This window comes from Photobacterium rosenbergii (assembly GCF_033022775.1).
In the GTDB taxonomy this organism is placed as follows: Bacteria; Pseudomonadota; Gammaproteobacteria; order Enterobacterales; family Vibrionaceae; genus Photobacterium; species Photobacterium rosenbergii_A.
This window is the reverse complement of sequence record NZ_JAWJZI010000010.1, coordinates 14,771-27,941: the sequence shown is the minus strand read 5'-3', so window position 1 is coordinate 27,941 and position 13,171 is coordinate 14,771. Positions and strand designations below refer to the sequence as shown.

The 13,171-nt window shown below is 52.4% G+C and carries 13 protein-coding genes; all 13 read left to right on the top strand.

Features of this window, described 5'->3' with window-relative positions:
* The first annotated feature begins 11 nt into the window (after nt 1-11).
* The 13 genes from fliN (at nt 12) to R2X38_RS19060 (ending at nt 13,065) form a co-directional block, all read left to right on the top strand.
* Entirely contained in the window at nt 12-404 is a 393-nt protein-coding gene (fliN, locus tag R2X38_RS19120; RefSeq protein ID WP_107299325.1) for a flagellar motor switch protein FliN, read from the top strand.
* Nucleotides 404-742: a flagellar biosynthetic protein FliO gene (fliO, locus tag R2X38_RS19115; protein ID WP_317523942.1), complete on the top strand. Its 339-nt coding sequence runs from the start codon at nt 404-406 to the stop codon at nt 740-742. Before fliN ends, fliO begins: the two co-directional genes overlap by 1 nt.
* Complete coding sequence (fliP, locus tag R2X38_RS19110; RefSeq protein ID WP_317523940.1) at nt 729-1,583, top strand: flagellar type III secretion system pore protein FliP; 855 nt, start codon at nt 729-731, stop codon at nt 1,581-1,583. The genes fliO and fliP overlap by 14 nt, the downstream gene beginning before the upstream one ends.
* Complete coding sequence (fliQ, locus tag R2X38_RS19105) at nt 1,580-1,849, top strand: flagellar biosynthesis protein FliQ (protein ID WP_317523938.1); 270 nt, start codon at nt 1,580-1,582, stop codon at nt 1,847-1,849. The genes fliP and fliQ overlap by 4 nt, the downstream gene beginning before the upstream one ends.
* The gene (gene fliR / locus R2X38_RS19100; RefSeq protein WP_317523937.1) at nt 1,849-2,631 is read left to right on the top strand and encodes a flagellar biosynthetic protein FliR; all 783 of its coding nucleotides are present in this window, start codon (nt 1,849-1,851) and stop codon (nt 2,629-2,631) included. Before fliQ ends, fliR begins: the two co-directional genes overlap by 1 nt.
* 9 nt (nt 2,632-2,640) lie before the next feature.
* Nucleotides 2,641-3,771 (top strand): flagellar biosynthesis protein FlhB, encoded by a 1,131-nt coding sequence (gene flhB / locus R2X38_RS19095; RefSeq protein ID WP_317523936.1) that lies wholly within the window; start codon nt 2,641-2,643, stop codon nt 3,769-3,771.
* 304 nt (nt 3,772-4,075) lie between these two features.
* A complete protein-coding gene (gene flhA / locus R2X38_RS19090) occupies nt 4,076-6,175 on the top strand; it encodes a flagellar biosynthesis protein FlhA (RefSeq protein ID WP_317523935.1) in 2,100 nt (699 codons plus the stop codon).
* A 45-nt stretch (nt 6,176-6,220) separates the two neighbouring features.
* On the top strand, nt 6,221-7,936 hold the full coding sequence (gene flhF, locus R2X38_RS19085; protein WP_317523934.1) for a flagellar biosynthesis protein FlhF: 1,716 nt from the start codon (nt 6,221-6,223) through the stop codon (nt 7,934-7,936).
* Nucleotides 7,929-8,819, top strand: a complete 891-nt coding sequence (locus R2X38_RS19080; RefSeq protein ID WP_317523933.1) for a MinD/ParA family protein — start codon at nt 7,929-7,931, stop codon at nt 8,817-8,819. Before flhF ends, R2X38_RS19080 begins: the two co-directional genes overlap by 8 nt.
* A complete protein-coding gene (locus tag R2X38_RS19075) occupies nt 8,812-9,534 on the top strand; it encodes an RNA polymerase sigma factor FliA (protein WP_039467409.1) in 723 nt (240 codons plus the stop codon). The genes R2X38_RS19080 and R2X38_RS19075 overlap by 8 nt, the downstream gene beginning before the upstream one ends.
* A gap of 53 nt (nt 9,535-9,587) precedes the next feature.
* Complete coding sequence (gene cheY / locus R2X38_RS19070) at nt 9,588-9,959, top strand: chemotaxis response regulator CheY (protein WP_039467413.1); 372 nt, start codon at nt 9,588-9,590, stop codon at nt 9,957-9,959.
* A gap of 34 nt (nt 9,960-9,993) precedes the next feature.
* On the top strand, nt 9,994-10,713 hold the full coding sequence (locus R2X38_RS19065) for a protein phosphatase CheZ (protein WP_317523931.1): 720 nt from the start codon (nt 9,994-9,996) through the stop codon (nt 10,711-10,713).
* A 9-nt stretch (nt 10,714-10,722) separates the two neighbouring features.
* On the top strand, nt 10,723-13,065 hold the full coding sequence (locus R2X38_RS19060) for a chemotaxis protein CheA (RefSeq protein ID WP_317523930.1): 2,343 nt from the start codon (nt 10,723-10,725) through the stop codon (nt 13,063-13,065).
* The last annotated feature ends 106 nt before the right edge of the window (nt 13,066-13,171 follow it).

Sequence of the window (13,171 nt, the reverse complement as noted above, 5' to 3'; positions counted from 1 at the left end):
AGGTACAAGACATGTCTAATAATGACCAACAAATTGCCGACGATTGGGCGGCGGCACTCGCGGAACAGGCCAGTGACGAAGGGGCGCAGCCAGCGCCGTTGGAAGAGCTGACCGATGAGTCGGCACCGATTGGTGATGATGAGCGCCGCAAGCTCGATACCATCTTGGATATTCCGGTGACTATCTCAATGGAAGTTGGCCGTACCCAGATCAGTATTCGAAACCTGCTGCAGCTTAACCAGGGCTCTGTGGTTGAGCTCGATCGCGTGGCCGGTGAATCACTGGATGTGATGGTCAACGGTACCTTGATTGCTCACGGTGAAGTCGTGGTGGTCAATGACAAATTCGGTATCCGTCTGACTGATGTGATCAGCCAGACTGAGCGCATCAAGAAGTTACGTTAATGATGGCGCCAGAACTAAACCTAGCCACCACCTTGGCCTCACTGCTTCTTGTTATTGCAGTGATTGTCTTGTTGGCATGGCTGATGAAAAGAATGAAGTTACCTGGCCTGCAAGGTGGCGACAGTGCGATTCGTATCCTGCGCCAGCTACCTGTCGGTCAGAGGGAGCGCATTGTGTTACTCCAGGTCGGCGAAGAGCAGATGCTGGTTGGGGTGACACAACACAATATTTCATTGCTCGGAAAACTCGATTCTCCCATTGTTGCAGAGCAGGGCCAGGATGGCGGGGAGTTTGCCAGCCAGTTGGGTAGGCTGTTGAGAAAAGATGCTAAGAACTAATTTCATTGCCGCCTTATTGGCGGCTTTTTCGCTTTTGCTGGTTTTACCTGCAGCAGCTGAAACAGAAGACGGCAGTGCTGGAGCGATAGCTGCGCCGGGTGTGACGCTGAGCGAGATGCAGAACGAATCAGGCTCGACCCAGATGTCGCTGACCCAGGCTGGTGGCAGTGGGATCCCGGCTTTTTCGGTTACTGTCAATCCAGATGGCAGCGAGGACTATTCGGTCACTTTGCAGATCCTCGCCCTGATGACCGCATTGGGCTTCTTGCCTGCGATCGTTATCTTGATGACCTCCTTCACCCGTATCGTGGTGGTGATGTCTATCTTGCGCCAGGCCATGGGCCTGCAGCAGACGCCGTCGAATCAGGTGATCATCGGTATTGCCATGTTCCTGACCTTTTTCGTGATGTCGCCGGTGCTCGACAAGATTAATACCGAGGCCGTCCAGCCTTACATCAACGAGCAAATGACCGCAGCGCAAGCGCTGGAAGCGGCACAAGATCCACTACGCCAGTTCATGCTCAAGCAAACAAGGGTCAAGGACTTGGAGACATTTGTTGAGATGTCAGGCTCAACAGCCACCGATCCGCAGGAAGTGCCGATGACGGTATTGATCCCGGCCTTTGTGACGTCCGAGCTGAAAACCGCCTTCCAGATAGGCTTTATGCTGTTCTTGCCGTTTTTGGTCATTGACCTGGTGGTGGCATCGGTGTTGATGGCGATGGGGATGATGATGCTCTCGCCGATGATAGTGTCGCTGCCGTTCAAGTTGATGTTGTTTGTGCTGGTCGATGGCTGGAACTTGATCCTTTCGACCTTGGCGGGGAGTTTTGGTACGTGACGCCGGAGTTTTTTGTCGAAATCTTCCAAGATGCACTGTATATGGTACTGATCATGGTCTGTGCCATCGTTATACCGGGCCTGTTGATCGGCCTGGTGGTAGCGATTTTCCAGGCGGCGACCTCGATTAACGAACAGACCCTGAGCTTCTTGCCGAGGTTGGTTGTCACCTTGCTGGCCCTGATGTTTTTCGGCCACATGATGACCCAGATGCTGATGGACTATTTCCACCAGATGATTGACTACATCCCTCGGTTGCTGCACTGATGAACTATCCAGCGCCTCTGTTGTTGGATTGGTTGGCAACGGTTTTCTGGCCGCTGACCCGCATTTCATCGATGTTGATGGTGATGACCTTTTTCGGTGCCCGTTATGTCGCGCCCAAAATCAGGCTCTATGTGTCACTGCTGTTCACTTTTGCCCTGTTACCCGTACTGCCGGCAGCCCCGGTCGATATTCCATTGCTGTCACTACAAGGCTTTATTACCACCGGCCAGCAGGTGGTAATTGGTGTCGCTATGGGAACAGTGACCACTTTCGTTACTCAGACGTTTATTTTATTGGGGCAAATTCTTGGTATGCAGTCGAGCTTGGGCTTTGCGTCCATGGTGGACCCATCCAATGGTCAAAACACGCCGGTGCTGGGCCAGTTCTATATGTTCCTAGTGGTGATGATTTTCCTCGCCAGCGATGGGCATTTGATGATGCTGAAACTGGTGGCGATGAGTTTTCATACCTTGCCGGTTGGTGAGTCGATGCTCGAGGCCGGCGATTACTATCAAATGGCGCTGTGGTTTGGCCATATGTTCAAGTTTGCCTTGAGTATGGCAATTGCCGGTGTGGTTGCTTTGCTGGTGGTCAATATGTCATTTGGGGTGATGACCCGGGCAGCGCCCCAGCTCAATATTTTTGCGCTCGGCTTTTCCTTTGCTCTGCTACTTGGTTTTGTGATCAGCTGGTTCTTGATTGGTGGGATCTTGCCGCATTACGAAGCGATTTGGCAGGTGGGTGTCGAGCAGGTATGTCGTTTAATTCGGTTGGATTGCTGAGGATTATCTATGGCAGAGTCTGACGGACAAGAAAGAACCGAAGAGGCCACGCCCCGAAGGCGGGAGCAGGCCCGCGAAAAAGGACAGGTTCCCCGATCGAGGGAGCTGGCATCGATTGCTGTACTGGTTGCAGGGGCTGTCGGCTTCATGTGGTTTGGTGAAGCGATCGGCCGTGGCTTGGGCGAGGTGATGACCCGGCTGTTCAGCCTGACCCGTGAAGAAGTGTTTGACCTATCAAAGCTGTTTGCGTTGATTATGTCAGCGGTTGGTAACGTGCTGTTTCCACTGTTCACTTTCCTGCTGTTTGTCTATGTTGCTGCCTTTATCGGGGCCACTGGCCTTGGTGGGATCCGCTTTTCGTCACAGGCGGCAGCGCCGAAGCTGTCAAAGATGAATCCGCTCAATGGTTTCAAGCGAATGGTGGGCAAGCAAAGCTTGGTAGAGTTGGTTAAATCCATCCTCAAGGTATTGCTGGTTGTCGGTGTGGCGTTTTTCTTGCTCAAGGCGAGCCTGACGGATTTTTACCAACTCAGTCGTGAAATGTATCCGCAAAATATTGTCCATGCGCTCGATATCTTGCTCAACTTTATCTTGCTGATCAGTTGCTCTTTGCTGGTAGTGGTGGCGATCGATATCCCTTTTCAGGTTTGGCAGCACAATGAACAGCTTAAGATGACCAAGCAGGAAGTGAAAGATGAGTTCAAGGATTCGGAAGGTAAGCCTGAAGTGAAGGGGCGTATCCGGATGCTTCAGCGCGAGATGGCACAGCGCCGGATGATGGCGGATGTCCCGCAGGCCGATGTGGTGATCACCAACCCCGAGCACTTCTCGGTCGCGCTGCGCTACGATTCCAAAATAGATACGGCCCCGGTAGTTGTTGCTAAGGGAACGGATTTTCTGGCATTGAAAATTCGTGAAATTGCCAATGAACATGAGATAGAGATTGTCCCGGCGCCGCCACTGGCGAGGGCCTTGTATCACACAACCGAGCTCGAGCAGCAGATCCCTGATGGGTTATTTGCCGCTGTGGCACAGGTGCTGGCTTATATCTATCAGCTCAAACAGTTCCAGAAAGGGCGGGGGCGCCGTCCGTCGTTATCGAAGGAAGCCTCTGATATTCCAAACGAGTTCCGCTACTAATCTCATCGCTCTTGGATTTATTTCGTTGGATAGGATGACCTACCTCAATATTTTACAAAGCGTGTCAAGAAAATGACACAAAAATAAGGCATGATAATTGCTTTATAATCGCTGTAAACTTGATTAATGATTGTTGTCGGTCACTTTTTGTTTACCGTGATAACGATACAATAACGGCAAAATAATGCCGAAAATCTTATAACACCCCTCGCAGATCCCACTCAATACAGTGTCGCATCCTGATGGTTAGCGTTCTATTGAAGGTGCCTTGGTTTAGCGGGAATGGAACCATTACAGACATTGCATGAAGCTTTCTTTACCTTTCGCCGATAAGTTTAATCCTGCCCGTTTGCAGTCGATGCCTGCAATAGGTGCGCCTGTAATGGTACTGGCCACCTTGGCGATGGTGATCTTGCCAATGCCACCATTGCTGTTGGACATGGCCTTCTCGTTCAATATAGCGCTTGCGCTGGTGGTGCTGTTGGTGACGGTATATACCCGCCGCCCGCTAGATTTTGCCGCTTTCCCGACCGTGTTGCTGATCGCCACCTTGCTGCGATTGGCCCTGAATGTTGCCTCGACCCGTGTTGTTTTGCTTTATGGCCATGAAGGCCCGGATGCTGCCGGTCAGGTGATCGATGCGTTTGGCTCGGTGGTGATTGGCGGTAACTATGCCGTTGGCCTGGTGGTGTTCCTGATCTTGATGATTATCAACTTCATGGTGGTAACCAAAGGTGCTGGGCGTATCTCCGAGGTAAGTGCCCGCTTTACGTTGGATGCATTGCCTGGTAAGCAGATGGCGATTGATGCCGATTTGAATGCCGGTTTGATTGATCAGGATCAGGCCCGTACCCGCCGCTTCGAAGTGACCAAGGAAGCCGACTTTTACGGCTCGATGGATGGTGCATCCAAGTTTGTAAAAGGTGATGCCATCGCCGGTATTCTTATTCTTTGCATCAACATCATCGGTGGTTTGGTGATTGGCATGGGCCAGCACGGCCTGGGCTTTGGTGAAGCCATCGAGATCTACAGCCTGCTGACCATCGGTGATGGTCTGGTTGCCCAAATCCCTTCATTGTTGCTGTCCATCGGTGCCGCCATGATGGTGACGCGTCAAAATACTGACGAGGATATGGGCCAGCAGATGATATTCCAGATGTTCAACAACCCGCAGGCGTTGATCATCACCGGCGGTATTTTATTCGTGATGGGTATTGTGCCGGGTATGCCGCATATCCCATTCCTGTTGCTGGCCCTGCTTATTGGTGCCGTGGCCTACTGGCGTATCAAGGCCCAGCGCGAAGCGGCAGAGACCAAAGAGCAGCAAGCCTCGACGGATGTGGTGGCGCCGCAACTACCGAAAGAATTGTCTTGGGACGACGTAAAACCGATCGATGTCATCGGCTTGGAAGTGGGTTACCGCTTGATCCCTATGGTCGACAAAGACCAAGGTGGTGAGCTGCTTGAGCGTGTTAAGGGAGTGCGGAAGAAACTGTCTCAGGACTTTGGCTTCCTGATCCCAGCGGTACATATCCGCGATAACCTCGAACTACCGCCGAATACCTACCGCATCAGCTTGATGGGCGTCGCTTGCGGCGAGGCCAATATTCACCCTAACCGTGAGTTGGCAATAAACCCGGGTCAGGTCTTTGGTAATGTCGACGGTGAACGTACGGTCGATCCAGCCTTTGGTCTTGAAGCGGTATGGATCAACGACTCCCAGCGAGAACATGCCCAAGCACTGGGCTATACCGTAGTTGATTCAGCCACCGTGCTGGCCACCCACCTGAGCCAGATTCTGACTAACCGTGCCGCCCAGTTGATCGGTTACGAGGAAGTCCAGAACCTCCTTGACTTGCTGGGCAAATCTGCCCCTCGCTTGGTGGAAGGCTTGGTGCCGGATCAGCTTAGTCTCGGTGTTATCGTTAAGGTGCTGCAGAACCTGCTTAACGAGGCAATTCCTATTCGGGATATTCGCACCATAGTTCAGACATTGGCGGAATATTCGACCAAGAGTCAAGATCCTGACATCCTGACAGCGGCTGTAAGGGTGAGCTTGAAACGACTAATTTGTCAGGAAATCAATGGCATAGAGCCTGAATTGCCCGTCATTACCTTGGTGCCAGAATTGGAGCAGATCTTGCATCAAACTATGCAGTCTTCCGGCGGCGAGTCGACCGGGATTGAGCCGGGTCTGGCTGAGCGCCTGCAGCGTTCATTGGTCGATGCCACTCAGCAGCAAGAGCTTAAGGGCGAGCCTGCTGTCTTGTTGACGTCGGGTGTATTGAGATTGACGCTCGCGAAATTTGTTAAGAACACCATTCCTTCATTACGCGTGTTGTCTTATCAGGAAGTTCCTGATGAGAAACAGATCCGTATTGTTAATGCAGTAGGTAACTCGTAATGACGGTTACGGCGATGATGAGCCTGATATAACGGGAAGGTCACATTGAAAATTAAACGTTTTTTTGCCAAGGACATGCGAGCTGCGCTGACCCAAGTTAAGGAAGAACTGGGTGCGGATGCGGTTATCATGTCGAATAAAAAAGTCACCGGTGGGGTGGAGATTGTGGCCGCGCTCGACAGCGAGGAGCCGCGTGCTCAATTGTCGCCTGCGGCGAACAAGACACGCGAAGAGCTCGCCGGCCAGTTCGACAGTGCCAAGCGGCAGCTGGCGGACGATAAAGTCCAGCTCCAGTCTGCTTCGAGCCGTTTTGCCAAAGTGCTGAATAACTTCACCGGTCACCCTGACGATAACGAACTGGGTGGAGGCCAGGGCAACGAAGCTGATTCACTGTCGGCATTGTTGCATCGCCAATCGAAGCACTATGGTGAAGAGCCACGTTATAGCCGTCATGAAGAGTCTCAGCAGTCAAATAACCATGCTGCCAATCATGCAACTACCCGGGGCTATGGTGACCGAAGCTCGTTGGGAGGTGGCCGCTTACAGGAACCGCATCGTCGCCAGCCAGAGTCGTATTTCAATGACTCGGCGCGCCAGCAAAACGAACGTCAGCCAAATGGCCGCCAGCCTGGCAGACACCAACTTGATATTGGTGATTATCGTCGTCCATCAGTACCTCAGGCTGAGCCTCTGCAAGTTTCCCGTTCTGCAGATGGCCGTCATGACCCTCATCGCTCTGAGTCACGGTTCGGTTCGTCGCAACAGCCTAAGAATCGATTGGACCCAAGTCGCTACGACCCGAAAGCGCGCAGTCACAGTGCCGATGAAATTGACGCCATGCGCAATGAAATGGCCTCTATCCGCCGATTGCTTGAGCACCAAGTCTCTGGCTTGATGTGGCAGGAAATGGAACGCCGTGAACCGATGCGGGCGATGATGATCAAGCGATTGAAGAAAATGGGGTTGTCAGACGAGCTGGCCGATCAGCTCGCGTGCTATATCCCTGAAGATGTCCCGGCGAATGAAGCATGGCCGGCATTGCTCAATCTTCTTTCCGATCAGATTATTACGACCAAAGACAGTATTTTGGAAACCGGCGGCGTTGTTGCGCTGCTGGGGCCGACCGGGGTGGGTAAAACCACAACGATAGCCAAGCTGGCGGCACGTGCAGCCATGGAGTTTGGTCCGGACCAAATAGCCATGGTCACCACTGATACCTTCCGTATTGGTGCCCACGAGCAGCTCGCCACTTATGGTCGAATTATGGGCTGTCCGGTAAGAGTGGCTAAAGATGCCGAGGAATTGGCCGATATATTACACCAGTTGCGTCATCGCCGTTTGATCCTGCTTGATACCGCGGGTATGGGACAGCGTGATATCAGGCTATCCGAGCAGCTCGATACCCTGATGCAAAACAGCGGCTCGCAAATCCGCAGTTACCTGGTGTTGCCATCCACCGCGCAGCGCCGGGTGCTGCATGAAACCATTGAGCACTTCCGCCGTATTCCGCTTTCGGGCTGTGTACTGACCAAGCTGGATGAGTCACTGAGCTTGGGAGAGGTGATCAGTGTGTCTATTCAGCACGCACTGCCGATTGCCTATCTGGCGGATGGCCAGCGGGTACCGGAAGACATTAAGGTCGCCACGGGTAACTACTTGGTTGCTCGGGCAAATGAATTACTTGAACAAGAGTTAAGCCAGCAAACCCACTTCTGGAGTAGCGAAAGCTCTGAGAGCCAGGGGGCAGACTTTTATGACTGAGAACGCCATGTACGATCAAGCTAGCGGTTTACGCCGTATGACACAGCTAACTTCAACCAAAGTGATTACCGTAACAGGCGGTAAGGGGGGGGTAGGTAAAACCAACGTCACCCTTAACATGGCGATTTCTATGGCCCGCCAGGGTAAACGGGTGATGGTACTGGATGCCGATCTCGGCCTGGCGAATGTCGATGTCATGCTGGGCCTGAGAGCAGGGCGTAACTTGTCGCATGTATTGTCTGGTATGTGCGAGCTCAAAGACATTATCGTCGAAGGCCCGTACGGCGTGAAGATTGTGCCGGCTGCGTCGGGTACCCAGAATATGGCGGAGCTGACGACCGCTCAGCATATGGGGCTGATCAGGGCGTTCAGTACCCTAGAGGAAGATATTGATGTTCTGCTGGTCGACACGGCGGCAGGGATCTCGGACATGGTACTGAGCTTTTCACGTGCCGCCCAAGATGTCGTTGTCGTGGTGTGTGACGAGCCGACTTCTATTACCGATGCCTACGCGCTGATCAAAATCCTCAGCCGGGAATATGACGTTCAGCGCTTCAAGATTGTTGCCAACATGGTACGCAGTTACCGCGAAGGGCGAGAGCTGTTCATTAAGCTTACCCGGGTGACCGAGCGCTTTCTTGATGCCAATCTCGAACTAGTCGCCTGTATCCCGCTTGACGACCGCGTTCGCCAGTCGGTGAAACGCCAGAAGCTAGTGGTCGAAGCCTTCCCGCGAAGCCCGGCGGCACTTGCCTTGGGAGCGCTGGCCAACAAAGCCGCAATGTGGCCGGTGCCGCAGAGCCCGGGTGGTCACTTGGAATTCTTCGTTGAAAGGTTGTTGGTGAACAACCGTCGTCCGCGGGAGGTGCCGGTCGGTGAATAAGGCATTAACCTATGGGCGCTACCAGCAAAGCCCACAGGCATTTATTGAACGGTATTCATCTCTGGTAAAGCGTATTGCCCACCATCTTATGGGCCGCCTACCGCCGAGCGTGATGCTGGAAGATCTTATCCAGGCTGGCATGATCGGCCTGCTTGAGGCACAGCAGAACTACGATCCGACCAAAGGGGCGAGTTTCGAAACCTTTGCCGGTATCCGTATTCGTGGAGCCATGCTGGATGATATCCGCCGCGGGGATTGGGTTCCCCGCTCTGTTTACAAAAACAACCGACGTATTTCAGAGGCCATTTCAGCCCTTGAGGGTACCCTCGGCCGCGATCCGAACGATCAGGAAATTGCGGCATATCTCGAAATGACACTAGAACAGTACCACCAGGCCTTAAATGATGTTAATTGTGGTCGTTTAGTGGGTATGGATGACCTAGGTGTCTCGGAAGATGCTGTCGCCAATGAAGAATCGGTTGAAGAAAATCTTCCCTTTCAGGGGGTTGTGGATGATAATTTTCGCCAATCCTTGGCAGAAGCGATAAAAACGCTGCCAGAAAGAGAAGCATTAGTTTTGTCCCTGTACTATGACGAGGAGCTAAACCTCAAAGAGATAGGGGCGGTTATCGGGGTGAGTGAATCCCGAGTTTGCCAGATTCACAGTCAGGCGATGCAACGTTTACGGTCCAAGTTGACTGCGTGGACTTCGTAATAATCACACTATAAGACACTGATAATTCAGTGGGGGCAACTTTGAATAAAAACATGAAAATCCTCATTGTTGATGACTTTTCAACAATGCGCCGAATCGTAAAGAATTTGCTGCGTGACTTGGGCTTTAACAATACCCAGGAGGCGGATGATGGATTGACTGCGCTACCTATGCTTAAAAAGGGCGGTTTTGATTTCGTCGTTACAGATTGGAACATGCCAGGCATGCAGGGGATTGATCTGCTAAAGCATATCCGTGCCGATGCCGAACTTAAGCACCTGCCAGTGCTGATGATCACTGCGGAAGCCAAGCGCGAGCAGATCATCGAAGCTGCCCAGGCCGGTGTTAATGGTTACATTGTGAAGCCATTTACTGCAGCAACGCTGAAAGAGAAACTTGATAAAATCTTCGAGCGTATGCAGTAAGACACTTATCGGGCATCAAAGGACAATAATAACAATGATTACACTCGAACAGGCAAAACAGCTTGTCAGTCTGCTTGAATCCGGCGATCAGGATGGAGCAAATACACTATTTACCCGACTGGTGTCAGATAGTCGTGATCCCGTCTATGAAGAAGTGGGCAAACTGACTCGCCAACTTCACGATTCGCTGGCTAATTTTCGCCTTGATCCCCGCATTACCGATTTAGCAAAAACGGAAATTCCTGATGCTCGCGACCGGTTGACTTATGTCATAGATAAAACCGAATCCGCCGCCAATAAAACCATGGATGCTGTTGATAGTATCCAGCCTCTGGCAGAGCAACTCGGGGATACCTTACAGCAGGTTTATCCAAGATGGCAGCGTTTGATGGGGGGACAGATCGCACTTACTGAATTTAAGTCGCTCTGCCACGATATCAACGGGTTGCTCACTCAGGTCGAGAGTGATAGCAATGTACTGCGCACCCAGTTAACTGAAATTCTCATGGCTCAGGACTTCCAGGATCTGACCGGTCAGATTATCCGCCGGGTGATCGAACTGGTGCATGAGGTTGAAGACCAATTGGTGGAAATTCTCAAAGCGTTTGGCATGGAACAAGAAGACCGAACCGATGCGCTGCGTGAAGAGCGGACCCTTTCTCCGGAAGGACCGATCGTCAACAGCGACACGCGTGAGGATGTCATGTCCAATCAGGATGATGTCGACGACCTGCTGTCGAGCCTAGGATTTTAAGGGAACAATATGAGCTTTGATTTAGACGAAGATATCCTACAGGACTTTTTGATTGAAGCAGGAGAGATCCTCGAGCTGCTTTCCGAGCAGCTGGTTGAGCTGGAGCGTAGTCCGGAAGACTCGGATCTGCTCAATGCGATTTTTCGTGGCTTCCACACCGTAAAAGGCGGGGCGGGGTTCCTTTCCCTAACTGAGCTGGTGGACGCGTGTCACGGCGCCGAGAATATCTTTGATTTGCTGAGAACCGGCAAACGTACGGTCACACCGGAACTGATGGATGTGATCCTAGAAGCGCTGGACACCATCAATGTCATGTTTGGCCAAGTGCAGGACCGTGAACCGGTTGAACCGGCTGAGCCTGCATTGCTTGAAGCGTTGCACCGTTTCAGCCAGCCGCCGACAGAGCAAGAGTTGGCACCGGTAAATACGCCACCATTGAGCGATCCGGAAACCGTGGTTGAAGTCGCGCTTGAAACTGCGATGGCCGCGCCGGGCATTGAGCCTGTTCCAGACTTTGGCAAACAGCCTGAGTCTGACATTAAGCCTGTTTTAGACACTTCGGCTGACTCAGCCATTGCGGGTGATTCTGTTGACGATATTACCCAGGATGAATTTGACCGCCTGCTAGATGAGCTGCACGGTAAAGGGCGTGGGCCTTCTGCGGCATCTGAACAAGAGCCGGCCCCAGCTTCCCTTTCCCCTGTTGCGGAAACAGATATCGTTAATCAGATCCAGTCTGAAAGCGGTGACATTACTGACGATGAATTTGAGCGCCTGCTCGATGAACTGCACGGTGCGGGTAAAGGCCCGGGCAGCAGTGATTACAGTGCGCCAGTTGCTAACGAGCCACAGCAGCCAGAGCCATCTGCGGCTGCCTCACCGGCTCCAGCGGCCGACAGCAGCAATGATGACCTGATGACCGACGATGAATTCGAGCGTTTGCTCGATGAGCTGCATGGTGTTGGCAAAGGACCCTCTGAAGACGAGCTGGATATGGCCACTAAATCAGTGGCTGATATGCTGCAAGAGTCCCAGCCTACAGCCCAAACTTCGGCCCAAGCACAACCTGAACCTGTTCACGCTAAACAAGAAGCGGCACCAGCCCCAACGCCTAAGCCAGCTGCAGCCCCTCAGCCCGCGGCTGAGAGAAAGGCAAAGCCTGCGGCGAAGGAAAAGAGTAAAGTCGCAGAAGCCACCGTACGTGTTGATACCTCAACCCTAGACACCATCATGAACATGGTCGGTGAGCTGGTACTGGTGCGAAACCGCCTGGTAAGTCTTGGTCTTAATACCAACGATGAAGAGATGTCCAAAGCGGTTGCCAACTTGGATGTTGTCACAGCCGATCTGCAGGGCGCGGTGATGAAAACCCGCATGCAGCCAATCAAGAAAGTGTTTGGCCGTTTCCCTCGCGTGGTTCGCGATTTGGCACGCAACCTCAACAAAGAGATTGTGTTGGAGATGCGCGGCGAAGAAACCGATCTGGACAAGAACTTGGTTGAGGCGTTGGCCGATCCATTGATCCACTTGGTACGCAACTCGGTTGACCACGGTATTGAAATGCCGGATGCCCGCGAGAAAGCCGGCAAGCCGCGTGTCGGTACCGTCCTGTTGTCTGCCTCCCAAGAGGGTGACCATATTCTGTTGACCATCGAGGATGATGGTGGCGGTATGGATCCGGATAAACTGCGTGGCATTGCGGTTGAACGTGGTGTTATGGACGCCGATGCGGCGTCTCGCCTGACCGATACCGAATGCTATAACCTGATTTTTGCCCCAGGTTTCTCAACCAAGAAAGAGATCTCTGATATTTCCGGCCGTGGTGTCGGCATGGATGTGGTGAAAACCGGTATCAGCCAGCTCAACGGCTCAATCTCTATTGACTCGGCATTGGGTAAAGGCACGCGTATTGATATTAAGGTTCCACTGACGCTGGCAATTTTGCCGACCCTGATGGTGGGTGTGGCTGAACAGCCGTTTGCCCTGCCGCTGGCAAGTGTGAATGAGATCTTCCATCTGGATCTGCGCAAGACCAATACGGTTGACGGTCAGCTGACCATTATCGTACGCGATAAAGCCATTCCGCTGTTCTATCTGCAAGATTGGTTATCGGGTGTGGGTGTGCCGCAGCGTGAACGCGACCATGGCCATGTAGTGATTGTTCAGATCGGCCACCAGAGAATTGGTTTTGTGGTCGATACCCTGATAGGTCAGGAAGAAGTGGTGATAAAGCCATTGGATGAACTGCTTCAGGGAACGCCGGGCATGGCAGGTGCGACAATTACCAGCGATGGTCATATTGCGCTGATCCTTGATGTGCCTAACCTGCTCAAGCATTATGCTGGTCGCTAAATAAAACAACAAAGACCTCAATGGCTTCCCTTTGAACCGGGAGGCCTTTGTTGTCACAAAGCAATAGCTTTAAGACCGAAATAAAACCATAACTCATAAAAGCCTG

Coding starts and splice junctions, on each gene's coding strand:
- fliN (WP_107299325.1), top strand. CDS start 12: ATGTCTAATAATGACCAACAAATTGCCGACGATTGGGCGGCGGCACTC.
- fliO (WP_317523942.1), top strand. CDS start 404: ATGATGGCGCCAGAACTAAACCTAGCCACCACCTTGGCCTCACTGCTT.
- fliP (WP_317523940.1), top strand. CDS start 729: ATGCTAAGAACTAATTTCATTGCCGCCTTATTGGCGGCTTTTTCGCTT.
- fliR (WP_317523937.1), top strand. CDS start 1,849: ATGAACTATCCAGCGCCTCTGTTGTTGGATTGGTTGGCAACGGTTTTC.
- flhB (WP_317523936.1), top strand. CDS start 2,641: ATGGCAGAGTCTGACGGACAAGAAAGAACCGAAGAGGCCACGCCCCGA.
- flhA (WP_317523935.1), top strand. CDS start 4,076: ATGAAGCTTTCTTTACCTTTCGCCGATAAGTTTAATCCTGCCCGTTTG.
- R2X38_RS19080 (WP_317523933.1), top strand. CDS start 7,929: ATGACTGAGAACGCCATGTACGATCAAGCTAGCGGTTTACGCCGTATG.
- cheY (WP_039467413.1), top strand. CDS start 9,588: ATGAAAATCCTCATTGTTGATGACTTTTCAACAATGCGCCGAATCGTA.
- R2X38_RS19065 (WP_317523931.1), top strand. CDS start 9,994: ATGATTACACTCGAACAGGCAAAACAGCTTGTCAGTCTGCTTGAATCC.
- R2X38_RS19060 (WP_317523930.1), top strand. CDS start 10,723: ATGAGCTTTGATTTAGACGAAGATATCCTACAGGACTTTTTGATTGAA.